This is a genomic window from Pseudoalteromonas sp. SG45-5, from assembly GCF_014164085.1.
In the GTDB taxonomy this organism is placed as follows: Bacteria; Pseudomonadota; Gammaproteobacteria; order Enterobacterales; family Alteromonadaceae; genus Pseudoalteromonas; species Pseudoalteromonas aliena.
Window position 1 is genome coordinate 1 of record NZ_JACJEM010000063.1, and the last position, 24,084, is coordinate 24,084.

Annotated in this window: 19 protein-coding genes and 1 other annotated feature; of the genes, 8 read left to right on the top strand and 11 right to left on the bottom strand. The window is 39.6% G+C overall.

The features are described from left to right. Positions 1-151 precede the first annotated feature (151 nt). Entirely contained in the window at positions 152-1,285 is a 1,134-nt protein-coding gene (gene tyrA / locus H5119_RS17270; RefSeq protein ID WP_182703107.1) for a bifunctional chorismate mutase/prephenate dehydrogenase, read from the top strand. Positions 1,286-1,460: 175 nt separating this feature from the next. Here tyrA and H5119_RS17275 read toward each other — a convergent pair whose 3' ends face one another. Then, positions 1,461-2,618, bottom strand: a complete 1,158-nt coding sequence (locus tag H5119_RS17275) for a chorismate mutase (protein ID WP_182703108.1) — start codon at positions 2,616-2,618, stop codon at positions 1,461-1,463. A gap of 45 nt (positions 2,619-2,663) precedes the next feature. Next, positions 2,664-2,779: a sequence feature (Phe leader region), on the bottom strand. Positions 2,780-3,182: 403 nt separating this feature from the next. Here H5119_RS17275 and H5119_RS17280 point away from each other — a divergent pair. Then, entirely contained in the window at positions 3,183-6,209 is a 3,027-nt protein-coding gene (locus H5119_RS17280) for an EAL domain-containing protein (RefSeq protein WP_182703109.1), read from the top strand. On the opposite strand, the gene H5119_RS17285 is transcribed toward H5119_RS17280, so the two are convergent. Continuing rightward, positions 6,206-6,535, bottom strand: coding sequence for a translation initiation factor (locus H5119_RS17285; protein ID WP_077538598.1), 330 nt, complete (start codon positions 6,533-6,535; stop codon positions 6,206-6,208). The genes H5119_RS17280 and H5119_RS17285 overlap by 4 nt on opposite strands. Before the next feature lie 133 nt (positions 6,536-6,668). On the opposite strand from H5119_RS17285, the gene H5119_RS17290 reads away from it, so the two are divergent. The 4 genes from H5119_RS17290 to H5119_RS17305 all read left to right on the top strand — a co-directional run bounded on the left by H5119_RS17290 (position 6,669) and on the right by H5119_RS17305 (position 10,609). Further along, a complete protein-coding gene (locus tag H5119_RS17290; RefSeq protein WP_077538596.1) occupies positions 6,669-6,974 on the top strand; it encodes an STAS domain-containing protein in 306 nt (101 codons plus the stop codon). Beyond that, positions 6,974-8,623: a fused response regulator/phosphatase gene (locus tag H5119_RS17295; protein ID WP_182703110.1), complete on the top strand. Its 1,650-nt coding sequence runs from the start codon at positions 6,974-6,976 to the stop codon at positions 8,621-8,623. The genes H5119_RS17290 and H5119_RS17295 overlap by 1 nt, the downstream gene beginning before the upstream one ends. 55 nt (positions 8,624-8,678) lie before the next feature. Further along, the gene (locus tag H5119_RS17300; protein WP_182703111.1) at positions 8,679-9,338 is read left to right on the top strand and encodes a GAF domain-containing protein; all 660 of its coding nucleotides are present in this window, start codon (positions 8,679-8,681) and stop codon (positions 9,336-9,338) included. Positions 9,339-9,418: 80 nt separating this feature from the next. Next, positions 9,419-10,609: an amino acid aminotransferase gene (locus H5119_RS17305; protein WP_182703112.1), complete on the top strand. Its 1,191-nt coding sequence runs from the start codon at positions 9,419-9,421 to the stop codon at positions 10,607-10,609. A 117-nt stretch (positions 10,610-10,726) separates the two neighbouring features. Here the strand turns inward: H5119_RS17305 and H5119_RS17310 are convergent, their stop codons facing one another. The 9 genes from H5119_RS17310 to H5119_RS17350 form a co-directional block, all read right to left on the bottom strand. After that, positions 10,727-11,584 (bottom strand): Tim44 domain-containing protein, encoded by an 858-nt coding sequence (locus H5119_RS17310; protein WP_182703113.1) that lies wholly within the window; start codon positions 11,582-11,584, stop codon positions 10,727-10,729. A 163-nt stretch (positions 11,585-11,747) separates the two neighbouring features. After that, on the bottom strand, positions 11,748-12,500 hold the full coding sequence (locus H5119_RS17315; RefSeq protein WP_182703114.1) for a DUF3379 family protein: 753 nt from the start codon (positions 12,498-12,500) through the stop codon (positions 11,748-11,750). Then, on the bottom strand, positions 12,500-13,057 hold the full coding sequence (locus H5119_RS17320) for a sigma-70 family RNA polymerase sigma factor (RefSeq protein ID WP_077538584.1): 558 nt from the start codon (positions 13,055-13,057) through the stop codon (positions 12,500-12,502). Before H5119_RS17320 ends, H5119_RS17315 begins: the two co-directional genes overlap by 1 nt. Before the next feature lie 60 nt (positions 13,058-13,117). Continuing rightward, entirely contained in the window at positions 13,118-14,776 is a 1,659-nt protein-coding gene (locus tag H5119_RS17325; RefSeq protein WP_182703115.1) for a BatD family protein, read from the bottom strand. After that, positions 14,770-16,692 (bottom strand): VWA domain-containing protein, encoded by a 1,923-nt coding sequence (locus tag H5119_RS17330; RefSeq protein ID WP_182703116.1) that lies wholly within the window; start codon positions 16,690-16,692, stop codon positions 14,770-14,772. Before H5119_RS17330 ends, H5119_RS17325 begins: the two co-directional genes overlap by 7 nt. Next, complete coding sequence (locus H5119_RS17335) at positions 16,692-17,678, bottom strand: VWA domain-containing protein (protein ID WP_077538578.1); 987 nt, start codon at positions 17,676-17,678, stop codon at positions 16,692-16,694. Before H5119_RS17335 ends, H5119_RS17330 begins: the two co-directional genes overlap by 1 nt. Continuing rightward, entirely contained in the window at positions 17,671-18,105 is a 435-nt protein-coding gene (locus H5119_RS17340) for a DUF4381 domain-containing protein (RefSeq protein ID WP_182703117.1), read from the bottom strand. The genes H5119_RS17335 and H5119_RS17340 overlap by 8 nt, the downstream gene beginning before the upstream one ends. A 2-nt stretch (positions 18,106-18,107) precedes the next feature. Continuing rightward, entirely contained in the window at positions 18,108-19,052 is a 945-nt protein-coding gene (locus tag H5119_RS17345) for a DUF58 domain-containing protein (protein WP_077538574.1), read from the bottom strand. A gap of 3 nt (positions 19,053-19,055) precedes the next feature. Beyond that, on the bottom strand, positions 19,056-20,012 hold the full coding sequence (locus H5119_RS17350; RefSeq protein WP_004335627.1) for a MoxR family ATPase: 957 nt from the start codon (positions 20,010-20,012) through the stop codon (positions 19,056-19,058). Between the two features lie 328 nt (positions 20,013-20,340). On the opposite strand from H5119_RS17350, the gene fadI reads away from it, so the two are divergent. After that, complete coding sequence (gene fadI, locus H5119_RS17355; RefSeq protein ID WP_077538572.1) at positions 20,341-21,651, top strand: acetyl-CoA C-acyltransferase FadI; 1,311 nt, start codon at positions 20,341-20,343, stop codon at positions 21,649-21,651. Next, a complete protein-coding gene (gene fadJ / locus H5119_RS17360; RefSeq protein ID WP_182703118.1) occupies positions 21,651-23,861 on the top strand; it encodes a fatty acid oxidation complex subunit alpha FadJ in 2,211 nt (736 codons plus the stop codon). Before fadI ends, fadJ begins: the two co-directional genes overlap by 1 nt. The last annotated feature ends 223 nt before the right edge of the window (positions 23,862-24,084 follow it).

Below are 24,084 nucleotides of genomic sequence, written 5' to 3' on the forward strand. Positions count from 1 at the left end.
CTCTTAACTCTTCACCTAGCCTTCATTCCCCGTAAAATTTTGGGATTAATCTTTTCTCAGTTCATCGATCCTGTTAGTATTTATCGTATTGATTAGTTTACTTTTATGTAAATTTATATTTACGTTATTTGTTTTTTAAGGTGGTATGGACGTGGCTGACATAAATGATTTAGCACAGCTAAGAGAAGGTATAGATGAATGCGACGCACAGCTGGTTGCTTTACTCGCTAAACGCAATGGTATTACGCAAAAAATTGGTGAGATAAAGCAACAAACGGGTGTGCCTTTACATGCGCCTGTCCGTGAAGCTGAGCTATTAGCGGCAAGACGACAAGAAGCAATAAATCAAAATGTAAGCCCAGATCTCGTTGAAGATATACTAAGACGTATGATGCGAGAAGCCTATCAAAACCAACAAGCAAAACTTGCATGTGCAGCGCCAGAACTTTCGCCCATTGTGATCGTGGGTGGTCAAGGTGCTATGGGGGAGTTATTTGCACAGCAGTTTATTCGTTCAGGTTACGACGTTAAAATTTTAGATAAAGATCAGCAAAGCGATGCGAAAAATATTTTAAAAGGCGCGAAGTTGGTAATGATGAGTGTGCCTATTAATGCATTAGACTCCGTAGTTGCCAAATTACCTAAACTTGATGATGATTGTTTACTTGTTGATATAACATCAGTGAAGCAATCGCCGATCAAAGCACTGAAAGCTGCACACAGTGGCCCTGTGGTTGGTTTACACCCTATGTTCGGACCAGACATATCCCATTGGGTAAAACAAACAATAGTTGTGTGTGAAGGTCGAAATCATCAAGCGGCAACCGGTTTATTAGCGCAGTTACAAGTATGGGGTTGTCAACTTGTTGAACTTGATGCGAAAAAGCACGATGAAGCAATGCAAATTATTCAAGTAATGCGCCATTTAACCACCTTTGTATATGGGCAATTTCTAGCTAAGCAAAGCCATACGTTAGAAGAGTTACGAAGCTGCTCTTCACCAATTTATCAGCTTGAATTAATGATGGTGGGACGTTTATTTGCTCAATCACCAGAGCTTTATTCGGATATCATGTTGGCTCAATTTGACGATGTAGAAAGTTTGCTTGCGCAGTATCAAGATACATTTTCTAGTACATTAGCAAAATTAAAAGCGGGAGATAAAAGCGCGTTAATAGCTTCCTTTGCTGATGCAAAGGCGTATTTTTCTGATTCAACACAGCACTTTTTAACGCAGAGTAGAAGTTTATTAAATAAAGCGAATGATGCAAAGGTACTCGATTAACGTTCAGGGTGTGTTGAACTTTGGTGGTTTGATTTTCAGCAGACTGTTTGCTATTTAAGCAAGGGAGACCCTGTGATGTATGCACCCCATAAATAGGTGATAACGCAGCATAAATGCTAAACATGCGCAGCTCTTTGGGGCCTTTGTCGGCCCCGTAGTTTCAAGTTAAACTCAATTAACTATTTACGCTCACTGCCTGTAACGTTTCACTTTGGTAGCAGCCCAAAATACGCACGTACTGAGTATGCTCTTTAAGTTCTTCTAGTGCTGTTTTTACTTGATTGTCTGCAAGGTTCGCCTCTAGGTCAACATAAAAAACTTCTTCCCATGGGTTGCCCGGAGTAGGGCGAGATTCTAGTTTTACCAGATTAATTTTGTGCTGTTTAAAAATCATTAATGCGTCAGCAAGCGATCCTGCTTGTTGTTTTGTCGACATTATTAAGCTGGTCTTGGTTGGAATTTGATTGGATACCTGAAGAGGTTTACGTGCAACTACGATAAAGCGACTATGGTTTTCACTTTGATTGGCTAGATTTGACTTAATCACTTCGAGTCCGACATTTTTGCCCGCTTGCGCTGAGCCAATTGCGGCGCTATTTGGTGTGCTTAAGGCTGACTGTAATGCGCTTGATGTTGAATCACAGGTTTCGTGTTGTAAGTCACCTAACCCTTGCAAGAATCGACTACACTGAGCAAATGGTTGCGGATGTGCAAATACTTTAATTAGCTGGCTGAGCTCACTGCCGGGGTTTGAGAGTAAGCAATGCTCTACACTGTGAGTTACCTCTCCAACAATAGATACTTGCGCATGTTGTAGTAAATCAAACACCTCATTAATACTACCAGAGCTTGTATTCTCGATAGGGAGTAAACCAAAATCAGCTTGGCCGTTTTCTACTTTAGCCGTTATTTCATCAAATGATGTACAGCCTATTTCAATAAGTTTACCTGGACGGCGACTAAAGTATTTATGACAGGCTAATTGGCTGTATGATCCTTGGCCGCCCAAATAAGTAACACGATGTGTTTCGCTTAATGCATCAGGGTTTAAGTTTTTTTGCAGCATCGCTTGCTGATGTAATACAGAATCTTCTAAGATGGTTTGAAAAACATTATTCACATAATAAGCATCTAAACCAAGTGACTTTCCGTAGCCAATTAGCTTTTCAAGCAATGCTAGCTCACGTGCTTCATCACGAATAGGCTTGTTATTAGCTATTTTATACTCTACAACTCCATGGCTAATACGGCGGCGTTTTGCTAATAACACGAGTAGATCAGAATCAATTTCGTTTATGTCGTGTCTTAGTGTATTTAATACATCATTAGTCATTTTGGTTTCCTCATTCCAAAAAAATCCGCCGAATTATAGGGCAGAAACAAAAAAGCCTCCCAGTTGGGAGGCTTTACTATTCGATTGATTTTATCTCACAAACAGGGAAGCCTCTTCTATATAAAGAAGCTAAAAAACGAAAAAAAGGTGTGAGCGTAAATAATATTCATCATGTCAATGTATGGAGTGTTGTCTTTAATGTCAATAAGTAACCTGAACTTTGGATAATAAATCTATCTCAAGCAGCTACTTTCAGTGCTAACTGCGTTGAATTTACTTGCAATTGGTCCGCTATTGACGCGTAAATTCGTCTTGTTTTTACTGAAAGTCTCAGGCTAGAGAAAAATAAATTTAAATATCATTATAGTTCAATATGTTAGTGAATATCTTAACCCGAGTTCATGCTACGTTGTCTGTACTTAATAGTAGACTAATCGGCATTTACTTTTAAGCGAGTACGATTTATGAAAAAGTTAACAAAAAATTTATAATTTAAGGTTCTGATCTGGTATATTTCGTAGTACTGACTTAAATAAAAATAATTATTAATAATAAGGCTGGCCTGTGGTGTATCGACGCCCTCCATCACGCTTTGGATTAAACTCTTTAAGTGTAAAATTATCACTGCTTATTTCTGCAATTTGTTTGATTGCGGGTGTGTGCGCTGCTGCCTTAATGCTCAAGTCAGAAGAAAAACAACTTGTATTTGAAGAGCACGAAGTACTAAAAAGCTCGACTGATTTATTAGTAAAACAGTTTAACGAAAAAGTTAACACAAAAGTAAATATTGCTGAGCAAGCAAATAGTGTTGTCGTCGAACAGCTTTTTTCAAAACAACAATCAATTAATCTAAGTAATAATGCTAAGTTGCAATTTAATAGCGACGGTACAATTAGAAGTGCATCAGCAGATGGTATGTCAGCGGCGTATTTAGCCCAAAAAAATTATACCCCTTTTTACAAGCAGCTAATTAATGATTCAGAATCGTTATGGCGAATAATCGCGCCAACATTAATACATGATTTTTTTAATTTTTATCTCATCACAAAAGACAATTTCATTCGAATCTCCCCGCCTAATTGGGCATTAAATGCACCTGCAAACTTTAATTTTACAACGGGGACTACATATAACGCAGTTCAAAAAAATATTAACCCTACTCAAGAGCCTAAGTGGTCAAAAGTTTACTACGACAAGGTGTGGAATAAATGGGTTATCAGCTTATTAGTGCCTATTTATGTAGAAAATGAGTTTTTGGGCGTGACTGGTAATGACATAGCATTAAACACACTTATTTCACAGCTCCCTGTTGGTGATAAAGAAAAGCATTTACTTGTATTTGATAGTAAAGGTCAGCTATTAGCACATCCTGATGTTAGTCAGAATTTATTAGCTAACTATGGTAGTAAAGGGAAAACACTTAACACGCAAGATTTCGTTAATGACGAATTACAAGCCATTATTAATGAAGCTAGAACAATGCATCTTTCTGAATATGCAAACTCGTTTGAGCAAAATGACGAAGAACATATTATTAATATCCGTAAAATAGATGAATTAGATTGGTATATAGGTGTTTATAAAAAACGTTCATCTACGTTATCAGCGTTACAAGATTTAAAGCTGAAATTTTTTGGACTCTTTATTATGTACGCTGTTTTAGTTGCTTTGTTATTACATCAAGCACTCTATCAACTTGTACTTCGCAGATTGCACACCTTAGTTTATGCAGTTACAAATTTTGGTAAGGGAAATTTGCAAATAGAGTTCCCACCAGAAAATAAAGACGAGATAGGCACTCTCAATGGTTCATTTAGAGATATGACGGTAGAGATCCGTAAACTTATAGATGGCCTAACTCAACGTATTACAGAAAAAGAAATAGCTGAAAAAGCAGCAAACAGACTGTCCAAAGCAGTTGCATTTTCGGGTACTGGTGTGGTGATCACAAATGAAAACTTTATTATTGAATACGTAAACCCCAAAATGCTTGAAATGACAGGTTACCCAGAGAGTCATTTTAACAGAACCCCATTGTTGAGTATTATTGCTACCGAAATGGCTATTTTGGTTGACGACATTGATATTGATTTGCGAAGTCGCAATTATTGGCGAGGCGATACCCTTATCCAAGGCTTAGATAAACAACCAATTTGGGTATCCCTTAGCGTGTCACCAATCCGAGATGAGAGCGGTAAAATCACCAGTTATGTGGCGTCTGCACAAGATATTTCGTTCGTAAAAGAAAGCCAGAGAAAAATGGAGCAGCTAGCTTATTTTGATACATTAACCGGGTTGGCAAACAGAACATTTTTTAGAATGCAACTTCGTAAATCTATGGCACTGGCTGAACGTGGGCATTATGCTTTTGCATTATTTTATTTTGATTTAGATGAATTTAAACGCATTAACGATACGCTGGGACACGACGCTGGGGATCAACTCTTGGTTGAGGTTGCAAACAGATTAAAAAAACGTCTGCGCGCAGAGGATACGATTGCACGTCTTGGTGGTGATGAATTTGCTGTTTTACTTAGTGGAATAGAGAGTCAAGAGCATGCAACAGATGTGGCAAACACGATCCAAAAAACGTTAAATGTTCCTATAAAGCTTAGCAGTAATGAAGTTATTATAAGTGCTAGCATTGGTATTACAATGGCGCCTTACGATAGCTTAGAAGAAGATCAGCTTTTAAAACATGCTGACTTAGCAATGTATGAGGCGAAGGCCAAAGGGCGTAATACATTCCACTTTTATAGCCAAGAATTGGATGCCGCAGCAAACGAACGTTTATTTATCGAAAATGAACTACGCCAAGCCTTAAGAGAAAAACAGTTTGTTATCTATTACCAGCCTCAAGTTGATAGTCGTAATCAACAGGTAATGGGTTATGAAGCCTTGTTGAGATGGTTTCACCCAACCGAAGGGCTTATTCCTCCAACTAAATTTATTCCTATTGCAGAAGCGACCGGTTTAATTGTTGAATTAGGCGAGTGGGTATTACAAGAGTCATGCGACTTTGCGGTTAGGTTAAAAGAACAAGGTAGAGAAAACAATATTTCAATTAATTTGTCCGCTCGTCAGTTTAAAGATGCGAGTTTAGTCACCATGCTTAGCAAAATGATTATTAAGTCGGGAGTGTCGGCCAAACGCCTTCATTTAGAGCTAACCGAAAGCATGTTGATGGGTAATGTGGAAGCCGCAATAACACAATTACATGAACTTAAGGCATTAGGCGTTTCAATCTCAATAGACGATTTTGGAACTGGGTATTCGTCGCTAAGCTACTTAAAGCGATTCCCTGTTGATATATTAAAAATTGATCGCTCTTTCGTAAGAGATATTCCCGAAGACACCAATGATATGGAAATTACGGCGGCTATAATTGCAATGGCACAAAAGTTGAACATTAATGTAGTTGCTGAAGGTGTTGAAACAATAGAGCAAGTTCAATTTTTACAGAACAACAACTGCTTCGTTGTACAAGGTTACTATTTTAGTGCGCCGATCCCAGAGCGTGAATTTCCTAGTTTGTTTGAGAAATTAAATAATATTCAGCGTATTGAAAACTTAAATAAAAATGCGGGTTAACCACCCGCAATTTTTACTTTAAATTTTAAGCCTTCTAAAATAGCTTTTAATTTATCGCGGTCGTCACCTTGTACTTCTATAACGCCCTCTTTAACAGCACCACCTTGACCCATTTTACTTTTAATTACTTTTGCTAATTTTTTTAGGTCATGCTCTTTTGGGTCTATACCTGTGACCAACATAACGCCTTTTCCCTTACGACCTTTTGTTTGGCGTTCAATTCGTAAAAAACCGTCTTTGAATATCTTACCAGCGACCTCTTTTTCTGGCTTTGGTTGGCTTATTCTGCCCGTATCTGTTGAATATACTAACTGACTATCACTCATCTTTTACCTATAGATAAAATGAATTAAACAATGGCATAAATGATAGCAAATTTGCGCTTGTGTGTTTTTATTTTTGCTAATTACTTTTAACAGGTTATATTTAGTTCAAAGGAAATACTATTGAGAGCTTAAGATGAGTTTAACTAAAAATGAGTCTATTGATGGCACTACTTTAACAATACAAATTAAGGGTAAATTTGACTTTAATTTAGTGCAGTCTTTTCGACAAGCCTATGCGCAAATAAATGAGAGTATTATCAAAGTTGTTATTGATTTAAGAGAAACAGAGTATATGGATAGCTCTGCCCTTGGCATGTTATTAAATATGAGAAAAACAATAGAAAGCCAAGTTAGCACTATTCAAATAAGTAACTGCCAACCACAATTAAGGAAAATATTACAGATCTCACGTTTCGATAAAAAATTTGATATTAGCTAATGATCCATGTGCTAATTGTTGACGACCAAACGCTTAATCACATTTTACTTAGTAAGATGCTAGAGCAAGAAGGTTATAAAATATCGATGGCTCATAATGGGCTTGAAGCATTAAATGTATTAGAAAAAAACGAGATTGATGTTGTTTTACTCGATGTTTTAATGCCAGTGATGGACGGTTTTGAAGCTGCGCAGTTGATTAAACAGCGTTTTAACGAAGTATACTTACCAATTATTTTTATCACCTCGTTAGACGACCAAGCAAGTTTTGAGCGTTGTTTGGAGGTTGGGGGTGATGATTTTATTCATAAACCCTTCGATAAAGTTATATTACACGCAAAAATCAAAGCGCATAATCGCACTCGAGAGCTTAGCCAAAAAGCGAATCAACAAAAAAAAATGCTCCAATATCACCATAACCAGATAGAGCGTGAACATGAAATAATTGAGCATATTTTTAATAATTCGTTAGAAAATCAGGATAAGTTTAAGCAACATCTTGATTTTAACCTCTCTCCTGCCTCTATGTTTAATGGGGACATGTTTTTAGTCGCACAAAGCCCAATTGGTAATTTATATTGTATGCTCGGCGACTTTACTGGACATGGCCTTGCTGCTGCTATTGGTGCGTTACCAGCTTCTCACGTATTTTACTCCATGGTACAAAAAGGCATGGCGGTTAATGATATTGCAAGTGAGCTCAACACTCTGCTTTATAATTTATTACCCGGACACATGTTTTGTGCAGCGACAATTATAGAACTTAGTGCCTCAGGAAAAAGCATATCAGCATGGCTGGGAGGCCTACCAGATGCGTACCTAATTGATAAAAAAGGGTGTGTTAAACAACTACTAGAATCCCAGCATATGGCATTGGGTATTTTGGATGAAGATGAGTTTGAGCATGGTGTTATTCATTTTGAAACAAACCAGCAAATGCGCCTTGCACTAGCAACTGATGGCATTATTGAAACTGCGAATAAAGGCGACGAATTTTTTGGCGAAGAGCGCTTTTTAGATATATTAAAGAGTAGGCACATGATCAGCTGTAAAAATATAGTTGATGACGTCAGTGAATTTGCACAAGGCAACGTACAACAAGATGATGTAAGTATTGTTTTGCTCAATTGCTTACCGTTGACGGCAGAAAAGCAATCGATAGAGGTGTTTTCGACATTAGCTTTTAATTTATCATTAAGCTTAAATGCCAAACAAATAAAACAAACCGATCCTGTTTATGATTTAGTGAATATTTTAAGCAGTGTGGGCGGGCTAAAAGCGCATCGTTCAAATATATTTTTACTTCTCTCTGAGGCTTATAATAATGCGCTTGATCATGGTGTATTGGGTCTTGATTCTAATGTTAAGCATCAAGAAGATGGTTTTTTTAAGTATTACGAAATGCGAGAAAAAGCACTAGCGAAGCTCAGCGATGCAATGATTATTATTGATATGCGTTATTGCCCAGAGACCTTGAGTTTATACTTTATCATTTGTGATTCAGGACGCGGCTTTATTAGTAAAGCTGATGAGCTGGAAGCTAGCAATAATGAATTCGGCCGAGGATTATCATTGCTTGAAGAAATAGCTGAAAAGGTCACTTATAATGCCAGTGGGAACCAAGTGGAAATGTGCTATAAGTTGAGCTAGCTCTGTAAAAATATCCATGCTATCATCCCTTCACTATAGATGTATGGATGGCCAAATGATTTCCTCTTATTTAAATAAAGCACAACTAAGTGTTAATCCTACGCTGATTTCAGCAGAGCTTGAGAAGCTTGAACAACACCTCAAAAATACAGCTTTACCTGATGTTCGTTGGCAGTACCAAATACCGGAACTTGGCGAGGGCGGTGCATGCAGCTTATTTGGTTATTTACAGGATGAGCCATTCAAATTAACGGATTATATTAAAAGCAATGAGCAAACACAGCGTAAGCTGGCTAATTTACAAAGTATAGTGAGTTATATTGAATTACAAACGGGTGTGGATTGGTACGGTATTTATCAATCAACAAACACAAGTGAAGGTAAGCAGTTATTAAAACTAGCCTATCACGGGGCACCAAGTCGGCCATTATTTCCGTTAACACAAGCATTTGCCACTGGTAGCAATAATGTGCAAGTTGCATTGTCTAACAAAGGACGTGTTATAAATAATGTTGAACAATACTTAGCTCAAGGTGGTGAGTATTATACGTGCGATCCAAAAGTTAAGTCTGAAGTGTGTTTGCCTTTGTTTAATCTTCAAAATGACTGTGTCGGTATCATTGATGCAGAAGCATTTAATAATGATTTTTTTGATGAGAAAGCGCTTGCAGTGCTAATCGCATGCTGTATTAAAATTCCTCACTTTTTAGTGTAAATAACACTAGTCAATGTGACGGGCTTTTATGTTAAGCTTAGCCTAACAGCTAACCCCTAAATAACGATAAGAGATAGCCAATGTTCTCAGTATTAAAACCATTACCAACCGACCCTATTCTTGGCCTTATGGCTGCATATAAACAAGATACGAATCCTAATAAAATAGATTTAGGCGTAGGTGTTTATAAAGATGAGCAAGGCAATACACCGGTTCTTAAATCGGTAAAAAAAGCAGAAGCATTTCGTCTCGAAAATGAAATCAGCAAGTCTTATATCGGTTTAGCGGGTAATTTAGATTATTGTCAAAAAATGGAGCAGTTACTATTAGGCGAGCATCAAGCGTTGCTAGCTAATCGCGTACGTACAGCACAGGCTCCTGGTGGCACTGGCGCACTGCGTGTTGCTGCCGAGTTTATTGCTCGTTGCAACGCAAAAGCAACGATATGGGTTACTAACCCTACATGGGCCAATCACATTAGTTTATTTGAAGCCGCAGGCTTAACGGTAAAAGAATACCCATATTATGATTATGAAAATAAAGACCTATTATTTGATGAAATGATCAATACCCTTAAGCAAGTGCCTAAAGGTGATGTTGTTTTACTTCATGCATGTTGTCATAACCCAAGTGGCATGGATTTAAGTGAAACACAGTGGAATATAGTCGCTGAACTAGCAAAAGATGTTGGCTTTACACCGCTTATTGATATTGCATACCAAGGCTTTGGCGCATCACTTGAAGAAGATGCACGCGGTTTGCGTATTTTAGCGAATGCGGTTGAAGAGCTTATTATTTGTTCTTCATGCTCTAAAAACTTTGGCTTATATCGTGAACGTATTGGTGCCTGCTCACTTATTGCAAAAGACAGCGCAGCGGCTGATATTTCAAATTCGGTAATGCTAAGTGTCGTTCGTAGCATTTATTCAATGCCGCCAGCGCATGGCGCAGACATAGTAAACACTATTTTGAGCAGCACAGAACTGACACAAATGTGGCATTCTGAGCTTGATGAAATGCGAAACCGTATTAACGGTTTACGTAGCCTGATCAAAGAAACGCTAGCGACTAAAGACATCGCTCAAGATTTTTCATTTATTGAGCGCCAAAACGGTATGTTTTCTTTCTTAGGTATTAATAAAGAGCAAATTGCTCGCCTGCAAAAAGAATACGCAATTTATATTGTTGGCTCTAGCCGCGTAAATATAGCGGGTGTTAGTAAAGCAAATATTGATTACTTTGCTAATGCGGTTGCTGCTGTATGTAAATAATAGTAATCGTATAAAGTTAATGCTCCCTCATTATTGAGCTATTTTTAATTAATGAGGAAGCATTAAATTAACAGTATCGCTTTTATATATAACCCGAGTTAGGGGAATTGACGAAAATTATTTATCAATTAAATCTTCAACACCTACAATTAACCAAGGCGCATCATCTGCGTTCTCACGCTCTAAGTGCCAAATTTCTAAGATAGGCTGCTCTTTTTTATCGCCTAAATCACGATACTTCCCGCTAAAGCGAACACTCATTTGCCATAAATTGGCATTAGTATCTGCACGGACAAGCTCAGCATCAATAAACATAACTTCAGTGTCTACGTTTTCTATGGCTTCACGCTCAGTTGTAAACTCGGCAACAAGTTCAGGGCTCAAGTATTCAGCCATTGTGGTGTAATCAGCATTATTCCAGGCAGTTTGTAGCGTATGGTAATGACTACGGGCACCTTGTAAAAAACCATTTACGTCAAAGTTAGGTGGTAAATTAAAAGGAACATCTGGGGCTTGTGGTGCGTTGCTTGCAAAGCCTGTACTTGTTGGTTGCTCGATAGGCGCTTGTTTAAACGCATTTTGCTGAGCACTTGTACCTGCACTGGCATTTGCAAGTTGCGGTGCACGATTAGCACGTAAAAAGCCTGTTATTAATTTGAATAAAATAAAGAGTCCACCGGCTAATAAAATCATTTCTAGCAACTGAAAACCTTCAAAATTGTCGCCTAGCATAGCTGCAATTAAGCCACCAGCTAAGAGCCCACCAAGTACACCAGCCATAATGCCTTTTTTATTTGATTTAGCTTTAGGTGCAGCCGTTGGGGTTGTTGTATCGGCTTTTTGTTTTTGCGTAGCTTGTTGTGTTGCTGGCGTTTTTCCGCGTTTACTACTGCCAAACTTTTTACGTGCCTGTACATCAAAACTGGCAGTACATAATAATGCCAATAGTGAAAAAATAACGATGATGTTTTTCATGAAAATCCTTAATTTTAATCGAGCCGCGATTATAATTTACTTTCATGAGGAATTTAATTAATTACTTTAAAAATCAGAGGTTTTAGGTATAAAAGGAAGAATTTATTAGATGTTACTGAATAAAAAACCGCTCAGTAAAAACTAAGCGGTGAATTTGTTTGTTTTAAAGCCAGCGAATGGCGCCTGTAACGCGTTCGTTATAAATATTGAGAGGAGCTCCAACACTTGCCACTAAAATAGTATCTGCTTGAGAGCCTCGATTGATATGACCTTCAAAACGCTCATCACGAAAATTATCATCGCCAAAGCCAAATGACTTATTTTCAGAAGGCACAATAAATACAGTCATTGGACCAAAGTCAGATTCAAAAATTAAATGTAAGCCTTTTTCACCTTTAAAATCGCAAAACATCGCATAGGTTATTGCACCTGGTAGCTCTTCGATATGGCCGCCTAAAACAGCGAGCTTGTCATTAACGCTTTGCAAGCTAATCGGTTTTTTCTTATCAAGTGCATTAATTTCGTAGTACACATGGGCGAGGGCATGTTCACCTGCTTCGTGAGCAATATTTTGCTCTGTACTCATAAAAAATGCACCAATAGCGACGAAAAATGATGCCGCTAATGCAAGATGTACGCGATCAAATTTAAATCGCGAGCGGGCATCTACTACATTGTCACCAGCTGCTTGTTCATCTTGCAACGCTTTTTCTTTTAATGATGTGTTTAAAAGAATGCGATCCGCAAGATTTTCAGGCACAGGTATATCAAGCGCATCTTGAATATATTGATCAAATTCTTTCATGTCGTTAATAAAACTTTGTCGCTCTGGGTTATTGTCGGCAAACTCCATAAGCTCCTTATCAATGTCGTTTGGCTGCGCAATAGTGCGGCGACGAAACTCAAGTTCATCCATTATTTTGATGCCCCTTTAAGTTGTTCATCATCACGGCTTAAGGCCTCTTTAAGTTGATTTCTAGCACGGTATAAACGAGTCATTACCGTGTTTTTATTTAAATCGAGTATGTCTGCAATTTCTTCACCAGAGCAGCCCATTACAACTTGTAATAATAATGGCTCACGGTATTCATCTGACAATAGTGCAATTTGACGTTGAATTACCGTTTGTTCCATTTCATCGTCTAATGAATGGCTGGTTTCATCAACAAGCGTGTCGTTTTCTACGTCGCTGTAATCAAACTGTTTACGTTCAAATCTGCGTGCATTTTCTCTGCGTAATATAGTCAGTAGCCAAGGTTTAGCTGCTTTTTGGTCAAGCAAAGAGTCAAGTGAACGCCAAGCACGTAAAAACGTTTCTTGGACTAAATCATCTGCTATGTGCGGATCTCGGCACAACCAATAAGCAAAGCGATAAAGCTCCTTATTGTAAACGTGCACCAAGGCTTCATAGCGTTTTTGTTTCTCTACCATATTAATTAAGACCTGATTGTTTGATTTTTTCTTTCCAAGCATAAGTACTTTTTTATTAAAAATTATAATTTATTGCAAAAGAAGACCTGAGTATCGTAGTAATTATTTATAAAGATCTTTTAATACAGGTTGTTGCGACTTTGATGCTTGAGCTTGATATTTCTCAAGAATTTTAATGATAGCATTAAGCTCGCAGCTTGTAGCTTTATTACTATAAAGTTGTGCCTGTAGTTGGGCAATATGGCTATCTAATTGGCTGTCATTTACAGCGTCGCGTAATGCATCGATTGCACCCACATTTTTATTTGTAATCTGCACTGCATAATTATTAAGCTCATTATAAAACGCTTTATTGTCGTTTAATTTTGCGGCTGCAACCAGCTTTTTTAAACTAGGTTGATTAATGGTGCTTGCAGTAGGCTGTGATTTTTTTATGGTGTTTTTAGTAGAACGGTTAAACCAATAAAACATCACAGTCGCAATCCATAAAACATAACCCAATACTGCAACAATAATAAGCCATAGAGGCGTTTGATTTTGTACTTGCACTGATTGTGTATGTGAGACGTTTACATTGTTATTTGGCGCAGGAGCTAGCGTATTTACATTTTGCTGGCTGTTATTTATTGCCGGGCTAATGGCATTACTGCTTGGTATTACAGTCACTGTTCGCGCTGGGAGTGTAGCCATGCTAATACGATTCATTTTTGTATTAAACCAAGGTAGCTTTATTTCAGGCAGGGTGTAAGTCCCCGGTTTTTGTGGTAGCAACGCATACGAAGCAGTTTGTTGCGATACAACTCGACCATCACGTACTGCATTGTTATTTTCTTTTTTATCAGGGTAACTACGTATGCCATCAATGGTGGGCATAGAAATTTCAGGTAATTGCTCTTTTGTGACACCAAGTGCGGTCAGTGTAATTGTTCGTGTGATAGGTGTACCTACTTCGACGGTATTATCGTTAGGCTGCCACTCTTCGTTAAGGTTAACTAGCTCACTTGGTAACCACGCACCTTTATAATCACTTGGAATGGGTTTGATCTCTAGTTGCTGATCGTCGCCAAGGGCCGACACTTCTAATTGTCGGTAATTTTGTTGTACTCGACCTTGAAAAGCAGGGCCCGCAATTGTGTAAGCGCCACTTTTTTGCGGCTGGATCAAATACTCTCGAGTAATAACGAGGTAGCGTTTACCGTCAACAAGTTCATAACTCTCTTTTTGTTTACCTAATTGTGTCAGCTGAGCGTCTTCCATACTTGGTGTGCTTAAACTGCCATCAAGTAGTTCTTTCGCCAGATAAAGTTTAACAGTATAGACACCGGCTTCTTGCACAAATAATGAATTACTCGAGAGCGACGTTTTTAAAAATATTTCGTTATTTTTATCTGCATCAACAGAGCGTTTTGCCACTTTTAGTTTAATAGGCTGTGAGGTTAACCCCGCAACGCTAAATGCTGGGATTGTGTAATCGCCCTCTGCACGGGTCATTAACTTTACAGACCACGTAGTTTGTTTATTTATACTGCCGTTAACAATATTGGTGCGCGAGCTTAAGCTAGTCGGTCCTACCACAAAGTCTTTTAATAGTGCTGAGGTGTCAGGCTGATCGCCTTTAACGGTATCATCTACAGATATATTAAGCATAAAAAACTCACCCGCTAACACAGGGTTTTTATTTACGCTGGCTTCTAATTTGGTGGCAGCCCACAAAGGCATCGCACTTAATAGCAATAAACAGCAAAATAATCGCATTACCATGATTTTTCGACTCCTGTAGGGCGACGTTTATATTGTCTTTTTTGGGCTTCTAATTGCATTTTATTCCGTAATAAAATAGCCGGATCATCCGGTACTTTTCTAAGTAATTGATTAATCTGTTGGGCTTTTTCTTTTTCTTCATTAGTGAGCTCACTGGCTTGAGCTTGCATAGCCTGTTGCTGCGCATTTTGCTTTTGCTCATCAGTGGCAGGTTGCTCGCTCATTGCCTTTGGCTTATTTTGTTGCTGTTCGTCTTTTTTGGGTTGCTCAGCGTCTTTATTTTGCCCTTGTTCACTTTGTGGCTGGGCTTGCATATCAGGTTCATTTTGTTTGTCTGATTGCTCGCCTTGTTGATCTTTTGATTGTTCAGGCTCTTTATCAGATTTTTCATCGCTGGGACTCTGACTTTCGTTTTCGCCTTTTTCAGAGTCGCTTTTATTACCATTTTGTTGCTGATCCTGCTTTGACTCGTCAGAATTTTGCCCTTGCTTTTGCTCATCTTTTTTCTGGCTATCATCTTGGTCTTGAGAATCGTCGCCGTCGCTTTGCTGATCTTGCTGGTTTTGTTGCTCTTGTTGATTAAGTAATTGTTCAACTAAAGCTTGGTTATCGGCTGCTTGCGTAAAGTCATCTTGTAAGGTTTGGGCTTGTTTGTAGGCTTCAATGGCGTCCTCAAGCTTGCCAGCTTTGGCGAGGGCATTACCGTAGTTGTATAAACCGGTTGCTGACTTGTCACTACTAAATTCATTAAGTGCAGCATCAAAATTACCTTGCTGATAAAGCGCAGCACCCTTTAAATCACTCGATTGAGCCTGTGTTGCTGCCTCGTATTCTTTATTTTTATACGCCTGCAATGCACGTTGATCTGCATTTTGCAAAAGAGTAGGGAGCTCTACGGCATACGCATTTTGCTGCGGTAAAAAGCCAAAGGCTAAAAAAACACCTAACAAGGCGGCGCGTCTAAATAAATATAAACCAAGTGGCAGTAAGAGTAATAATCCATAAATCCCGGCGTCTATTCGCCAAAGTGCATGGCTTTGTTTTTCGTCTTTCAATAACTCACTCTGTGCGCTTGGGGCAAACGTATTTATGTCACGACTACTTGGCTGATAGCTGGCAAATTTGCCGCCACTGCTTGATGCTAAATTTTTAAGCTGGCTGGCATTGAGTGTAGGGACTACAATTTGGCCGTATCTGTCTTTCAAAAAACCACCTTCAGGCAACTTAATTGGAGCGCCTTGAGCGGTCCCTACGCCATATATATTTAATCTATATTGGGTGTTACTGGTAAAGCTACTTACGTCGCTTTGTTCTTGTTGGTCAATACCGTCAGTCACTAAAATAATGTCGCCATCAATATAGCCCGCTTGCGTTAATAGCTCTTTGGCCATATCAAGACCGGCTAAAACGTTTGAGCCTTTGTCAGGCATTATTTCAGGGCTTAAGCTTGGAATTAAGTTGCTGAGTGTTGCAGCGTCGTTTGTCAGTGGCGATATTGTATAGGCCGTGCCTGCGTAAGCGACAAGCGCGGTATCACCTTCTTTAAACAGCTCAATCATATCAAGCGCTTTGAAGCGTGATTGCATTAACCGATTTGGTAAAATATCGGTGCTGTACATCGAGTACGACATGTCCATAACAATTACACGGGCACTTTTACTTTGAAATACAGGAACTTGTTTTTTCTCAAAACTAGGCCCAGCACTAAATAAAATGCCAAGGCTGCAAAACAAAGCAACTAGCCAAAGTGGCTGGCTGGCTTTAGTGTTTGCTTCGCTTATTATAAATTGTGCTAAATGTGGTGCGATTAGCTGCTCACTGGTGGTTTTTTTATGCTTAATTAAGGCAACAAAAAATAATGCCACAGCAGGTATGAGTAACCATAAAAGAGCGGGGCGAAGAAATTCAAAATCCATTAGTTTGGCTCCTTCAATGCACGCAGTGTGCTAAGTATTACTTTTAAGCTGATCAGTAAAATAGCGATAAGCAACGGGTAGTAAAATAATGAGCTTTGTGGGCGAAATGTTTGTTCATCCGCGCTAATAGGTTCAAGCTTATCAAGCTCTGCGTAAATTTGTTGAAGGCCTGCTACATCTTTCGCTCTAAAGTATAATCCGCCTGTTTGCTCGGCAATTTTTTTAAGTAAGCTTTCATCTAAATTACTGCCGCCGGAGCCACCCATATTAAAGAGGCTAAAGCCGCGCGGATTATCTGAGCCAACGCCAATGGTGTACACTTTAATGCCTTCTTCGCGAGCTAGCAGTAGGGCATCTTCGGGGTTTAGGTTACCTGCGGTGTTTTGTCCGTCGGTTAATAGCACCACAATTCGGTTACTTTCATCTTTATTGGCAAAACGTTTTACCGAAAGACCCAATGCATCACCAATAGCTGTGGCGCGCCCGACTAAACCAATTTGCGCTTCACTGAGCATTTTACTTACTGTTTTAACGTCGCGGGTGAGCGGGGTTTGTAAAAACGCGGTATCGCCAAATAATATCAGCCCAAGTCTGTCGCCTTGGCGCTGCTCTATAAAATCACTGAGTACGGCTTTTACCATAGTAAGGCGGTCAACATATTGGCCATTGTAAGCCATGTCTTGCTCGGTCATAGAGCCTGATAAATCAACCGCTAGCATTATATCGCGGCCTTCATTTGGTAATGAAATTGGCTCATCTAACCATGTTGGATTGGCGGCAGCAGTCACAAGCAATAACCAAATTATCCATTCGAAGGGATTTAAACGTCGTGACTGCGGCTCAATACTTTGGCTGGTTAAATTATGCTTTGCAAAACTGGGTATACGTAAACGTGTATTGGCGTTACTCGCAGCGGGTTTTAATAGTAAAAGTAACAAAGGCAAAGGTAGCAATAAAAATAACCATGGCCAGCTAAATTCAAACATGGACTGGCTCCTTTACTTTAAATTGTTTAATACCTTGGCGAAATTTTTCGCACAGTGTTGTATCTTTTTGGCTGGGGTTATACAAGCTTAGTATTTCTTGTTCTGTAAAGTTTAAACCGGTAAGCGTATTAAGCGTGGTGCACCATTTTGCAGTAGATTGCGCAGCAAGGCGCTTGTCGTAATACTCAAGCACTAAACGTTTTAAAATAATATGCAGTTGCTGAGGGTTTTGCTCGCTTTGGCTTAATGCTATTGCGTAGCGTTTAGGCTTTTTAAATTTATGTTTTTTATAAGATACATAAATAGCAGCACACAGCGTTAAAAACAGCAGTGTAATAATAACCCACCAAGCGGGGGCGAGTGGCCACCAATTAACTTGGCTTGGCGCTATTATGTCGTGCAGTCCATCGAGTGGATTGGTTTGCATGGTTATTTTCTCACTAATTGCAGCTCAAGTGGTGTTGCTGCATTGAATGATATTAAATTAAGACCTGATTTAGTTAAGCGATTAAGGCGCGTGCTAAATGCGTGTTCCGCATTTTTAGCAAAGCGTTCTCTAAAGCTGTTATCCATTAATGGCAGGGCAAAATCTTGACCATTTGCATTAACGGTAACAGCTTGCTTAAACGCAGGTAACTGATGCTCAAACGGATCGCTTATATGGCAACCAATCAGTTCGCAGTGACGACTTAATATTTCAAGTTGCTTAAAGCTGGCATCGTCCAAGGCATTAAAGTCAGAGACTAAATACACTAAGCTGCCGGGCTTTGCTAAATGATTAAGACGCTTTAGATTATCGCTAAAGTTGTTAGTGGCTGCCTTATCGATATTGTTGAGCGCTTGCTGGTGGCTGTCGCATAAATTATGGCAAAGCTTAAGGACGGCTTTTTCGCGAGCACTGGGTTTAAGCTCTAAATGCGAATGCTGATTAAACACAATACCGCCAATTCTATCGCCGCGCTGACACGCCGACCATGCAACAAGGGCACTTATGTGCGCTGCTTGCACCGACTTTAACAGTAACTTTGAGCCAAACAGCATTGAGTTTGAAAAATCAGTAAACACAAACACAGGGCGTTCTTTTTCTTCTTGAAAGAGCTTTGTGTGTGTTTCGCCGGTACGGGCAGTGACTCGCCAATCAATCGATCGAATATCGTCACCTTGCTGATAATGTCGCACTTCGGCAAATTCCATTCCTCGGCCTTTGTGCGGTGCAAGGTATTGCCCTGTTAAGGTGTTTTTTATTTTTACCTTAGGGGCAAGCTCAAGCAATTGCGCTTTGGCTTTGTAATACATCAGCTCTTTAAGTGCTAAATTAACACCGTGGCTATGGCTCTGTTTGAGCCATGCTTGGGATTCTAATTGTTTTTGCATAACTTATGGTACGGCTACAAGTTCAACTATACGGCTTATTACCTGATCTTTAGTAATGCCATCGGCTTGCGCTTCGTAACTTAAAATAATGCGATGACGCAGTACGTTATGTACAACAGCTTGAATGTCATCAGGTGCTACAAAGTCGCGGCCTTGTAACCATGCGTGGGCGCGAGCACATTTATCAAGTGCTATTGTTGCACGTGGGCTTGCACCAAATTCAATCCAGCTACCAAGTTGCGCGTCTAATTTAGCGCCTTCACGGGTGGCAATAATAAGTTGTACTAAATATTGCTCAAGCGGCTCAGCCAAATATAAGCCTAGTATTTCTTTACGAGCTGCAAATAAATCGCTTTGACTAATTTTTTGCATTACCGGTTGTTGCTCATTAAGCGCTTCACCACGCGTTAAACGCAGTATATCAAGCTCATGCTCTGCACCAGGATAGCCAATACTAAGGTGCAGTAAAAAGCGATCCAACTGGGCTTCTGGTAATGGGTATGTGCCTTCTTGCTCTAGCGGATTTTGCGTTGCCATAACTAGAAACAGTTCGCTAAGCGGGTAGGTATTTTTACCTACAGTGACTTGGCGCTCTGCCATAGCTTCTAATAGTGCTGACTGTACTTTTGCCGGAGCACGGTTAATTTCGTCGGCTAAAATAAGGTTATGAAAAAGAGGGCCTTTTTCAAATACAAACTCACTAGTTTGTTGGCGATAAATATCGGTACCTGTGACATCGGCAGGTAATAAATCTGGTGTAAATTGTACACGTTGGAACGAGCCTTCAATACCTTTTGCCAGTGCATTTACAGCACGTGTTTTGGCAAGCCCAGGAGGGCCCTCTACTAATAAGTGACCATCGGCTAAAATTGCAATAAGTAATGCTTGAGTAAGCTCTGGCTGGCCAATAATTTGTGTATCTAAATACGTTTTTAATTGTGAAAATGCGTTAGCTGCCATAATAATTTCGACTTTCCTCGTCAGCTGGGTTTATACCTGAATGTTTTAGGCGTTAAATACTGACCTATTTATAAGGTTTATAGTTGTGTAACTCAAGGGTTAGACTGTATTTTTTAAAATAGTTCGTTATTTATTAATGATTTTTAGCCTACCACAAAATTTTGTAAATGCGTTTAAAAAAGCATATGGTTGTAGCGCATTTTACGGGCTTGTGGATTATTTATATTGCTGCATTTGCATTAATTACAGTTTATCTATTGGCTTTAGTACACGGGTTGTTTAGAATCGAGAAAAATAAACAGGTCAGACCTGTCAGCGGGAGAGCATAATGTCTGAACAAAATATACTAAAAACACCAAAGGGCGATCGTATTGCCATTGTTAGCGGCTTACGTACACCTTTTGCTAAGCAAGCAACTGCATTTCATCATATATCTGCACTTGATATGGGTAAGTTAGTCGTAAACGAGATGCTTGAACGACTAAATTTTGATAAATCAGAAATCGATCAACTGGTATTTGGACAAGTAATACAAATGCCAGAAGCACCTAATATTGCTCGTGAAATTGTATTGGGTACAGGTATGCCTGTATCAGTTGATGCATATTCGGTATCGCGTGCTTGTGCTACTAGTTTTCAGGCAATTGCCAATGTAGCTGAATCTATAATGGCGGGATCTGTAAGTGTAGGTATTGCAGGCGGCGCAGATTCATCATCGGTACTTCCTATTGGTGTTAGTAAAAAGTTAGCAGGCAGCTTAGTTGATTTAAACAAAGCCCGTACGCTTGGTCAGCGTTTAAAAATATTCTCAAAACTGCGTTTAAAAGATTTACTACCTGTACCGCCAGCGGTTGCAGAGTACTCAACAGGCCTTTCAATGGGGCAAACTGCTGAGCAAATGGCTAAAACGCACAATATTAGTCGTGAAGATCAAGATGCACTCGCGCATCGCTCTCATACGCTTGCAACTCAAGCCTGGGCCGATGGCAAATTAAAAGATGAAGTAATGACGGCACATTTACCGCCATATAAAGGCTTTATCTCAGAAGATAATAACATTCGTAAAAACTCAACGGTTGAAGGCTATGCAAAGCTTAAACCTGTTTTTGACCGCCAACATGGCTCAGTAACTGCTGCAAATGCAACCCCACTTACAGATGGTGCCGCAGCGGTACTGATGATGAGCGAAAGCAAAGCAAAAGCACTGGGTTACGAAATTTTAGGTTATGTACGTAGTTTTGCATTTTCAGCCATTGGTGTAGAAAAAGACATGCTAATGGGGCCTGCTCATTCAACGCCTATCGCACTTGATAGAGCCGGTATTACCCTTGCAGATTTAGATTTAATTGAAATGCACGAAGCATTTGCATCACAAACACTTGCCAACATGAAAATGTTTGCGTCAGACAAATTTGCGCAAGAGCATTTAGGTCGTAGCAAAGCAATTGGCGAAATTAACATGGATAAGTTTAACGTTAACGGCGGCTCACTGGCATATGGTCACCCATTTGCAGCAACAGGTGCTCGCTTAATTACGCAAAGCTTATACGAGCTTAAACGTCGTGGTGGCGGTTTAGCATTAACAACAGCCTGTGCTGCTGGTGGTTTAGGTGCAGCCTTTGTATTGGAGAGCGCGTAATGACTGATTCAGTATTTAATTTAACGGTAGACGAAAATAAAATCGCCGTAGTGACCATTGATGTGCCTGGTGAGAAAATAAACACCTTGCGTGATTCGTTTGCGGATGACTTAAAAGCGTTATTGGCTCAAGCTAAAGAACATGCTGTAAAAGGCATGGTATTTATTAGCGGTAAAAGTGATAACTTTATCGCCGGTGCCGATGTAAAAATGCTCGACAGCGTACAAAAACGTGAAGATGCGCTAGCAATTAGCGAGCTGTGCCATCAAGCGTTTTTTGATATGACAAAACTGCCTTATACCACAGTTAGTGCCATTCATGGTGCTGCACTTGGTGGCGGTTTAGAGTTTGCTTTAGCCTGTGATTACCGCGTAGGCTCAGATAGCGATATTACAAAAATTGGCTTACCTGAAGTGCAACTTGGCTTATTACCTGGTGGCGGTGGTACGCAGCGTTTAACTAAAATTGTTGGCATTCAAAAAGCACTTGAATGGATGCTTACAGGTAAGCAAATTCGTCCTAAGCAAGCTAAAAAAGCAGGCGTACTTGATGATTGTGTACCGCACAGTGTGCTTTTAAATGTAGCAAAAGAATTTGCCGCCAAGAAAAAGCCACAAGCAAAAGAGCCTAAGCTGGATAAAATTAGTAAACTGCTAGAGTCAAACCCGTTTGGTCGTAACTTTATCTTTAAAAAAGCGAAAGAAAACGTCCTTAAAAAAACCGGTGGGCATTACCCAGCGCCGCTAGCGATTATCAAAGCGGTACGTGCAAGCGTAGAGCTTGATGAGCTAAAAGCGTACAAAACCGAAGCCGAAGGCTTTGCCACACTGGTAATGAGTGACGAATCTAAAGCCCTTCGTGGTATTTTCTTTGCCACCACGGAAATGAAAAAAGAGTGGCGCAATGATGATGCACCGGCCATTACTAAAACTGCCGTGTTAGGTGGCGGGTTAATGGGTGCAGGTATTGCACATGTAAGTGCAGTAAAAGCAAAAGTACCAGTACGCATTAAAGATGTAGCAGAGCAAGGCATTAGCAATGCTATGAACTACACCTACAAAATCTTAGATAAGCGCCTTAAACGCCGTATTATGTCTAAAGCAGACATGCAGTTAACAATGAACCGTATTACCGGTACAACTGATTACAGCGGCTTTAAGCATATTGATTTAGTGATTGAAGCGGTTTTTGAAGATTTAGAACTAAAGCAAGGTATGGTTGCTGATGTAGAGCAGCAATGCCAAGCAAACACTATTTTTGCAAGTAATACGTCATCACTGCCTATTTCGCAAATTGCAGCGCAGGCAACGCGTCCTGAAAATGTAATTGGCCTGCATTACTTCTCGCCAGTTGAGAAAATGCCGTTAGTGGAAATTATCCCACACGAAGGCACTTCACAAGAAACCATTGCTCGCGTGGTAAATTTTGCACGTAAGCAAGGTAAAACGCCAATTGTGGTAAAAGACATGGCTGGTTTTTATGTGAACCGTATATTAGCGCCTTATCTTAACGAAGCCGCTAACTTAATGCTTGCAGGCGAGCCAATTGAAAAAATTGACGCAGCCCTTGTCGAGTTCGGTTTTCCGGTAGGGCCGTTGGCACTGCTTGATGAAGTAGGTATTGATATTGGCTCCAAAATTGCCCCAATTCTTGAGAAAGAACTCGGTGAGCGTTTTAAAGGCCCAGATGCATTTACACGTATGATTGACTCAAAACGCCTAGGCCGTAAAACGGGTCGTGGTTTTTACGAATACGATAAAAAAGGCAAAAAGGTTGATGAGTCAGTTTATGAGCTACTGGGTGTTACGCCAACACCGCGTTTAAACAAAAGTGAAATTGCTAAGCGTTGTGTAGCACAAATGCTTAACGAAGCTGTACGTTGTTTAGACGATGGCATAATTGCAAGCCCACGTGATGGCGATATTGGTGCTATTTTTGGCATTGGTTTCCCTCCGTTCTTAGGAGGCCCATTTAGCTATATGGACAAACTAGGCGCTAGCAAAATAAGCTCTGAAATGTCTACACTGGCTAACAGCAATGTTATTTTTGAACCATGTGAATCACTCGTAGCAATGGCTGCCTCAGGCGCAACGTTTTATGGTGATAACCCAGCAGAAGCTGCGTTGATTGAAACAGCCGATGTTGAGTCTGAAGAATCTTCACAAGCGCAAGCCACTACAGCTGAAGATCTTAAAGGCGACACTAAATAACATTTAACCCGTTTGAAAAAAAAACCGCATTTTATATGCGGTTTTTTTATGCCTGTGATATTAATAAGGTAATACCAAACTGCATAAATCTTTGATCGATTTAACGAATTAAATTGCACTATAACGTCGTTAAAAATTTTTTATTTAGAACAACTAGATACAAAAATTTTTGCCTAGTTCTAGCGTAATTTTCTTAACGTTAAATAGACCCCATATATAAGCA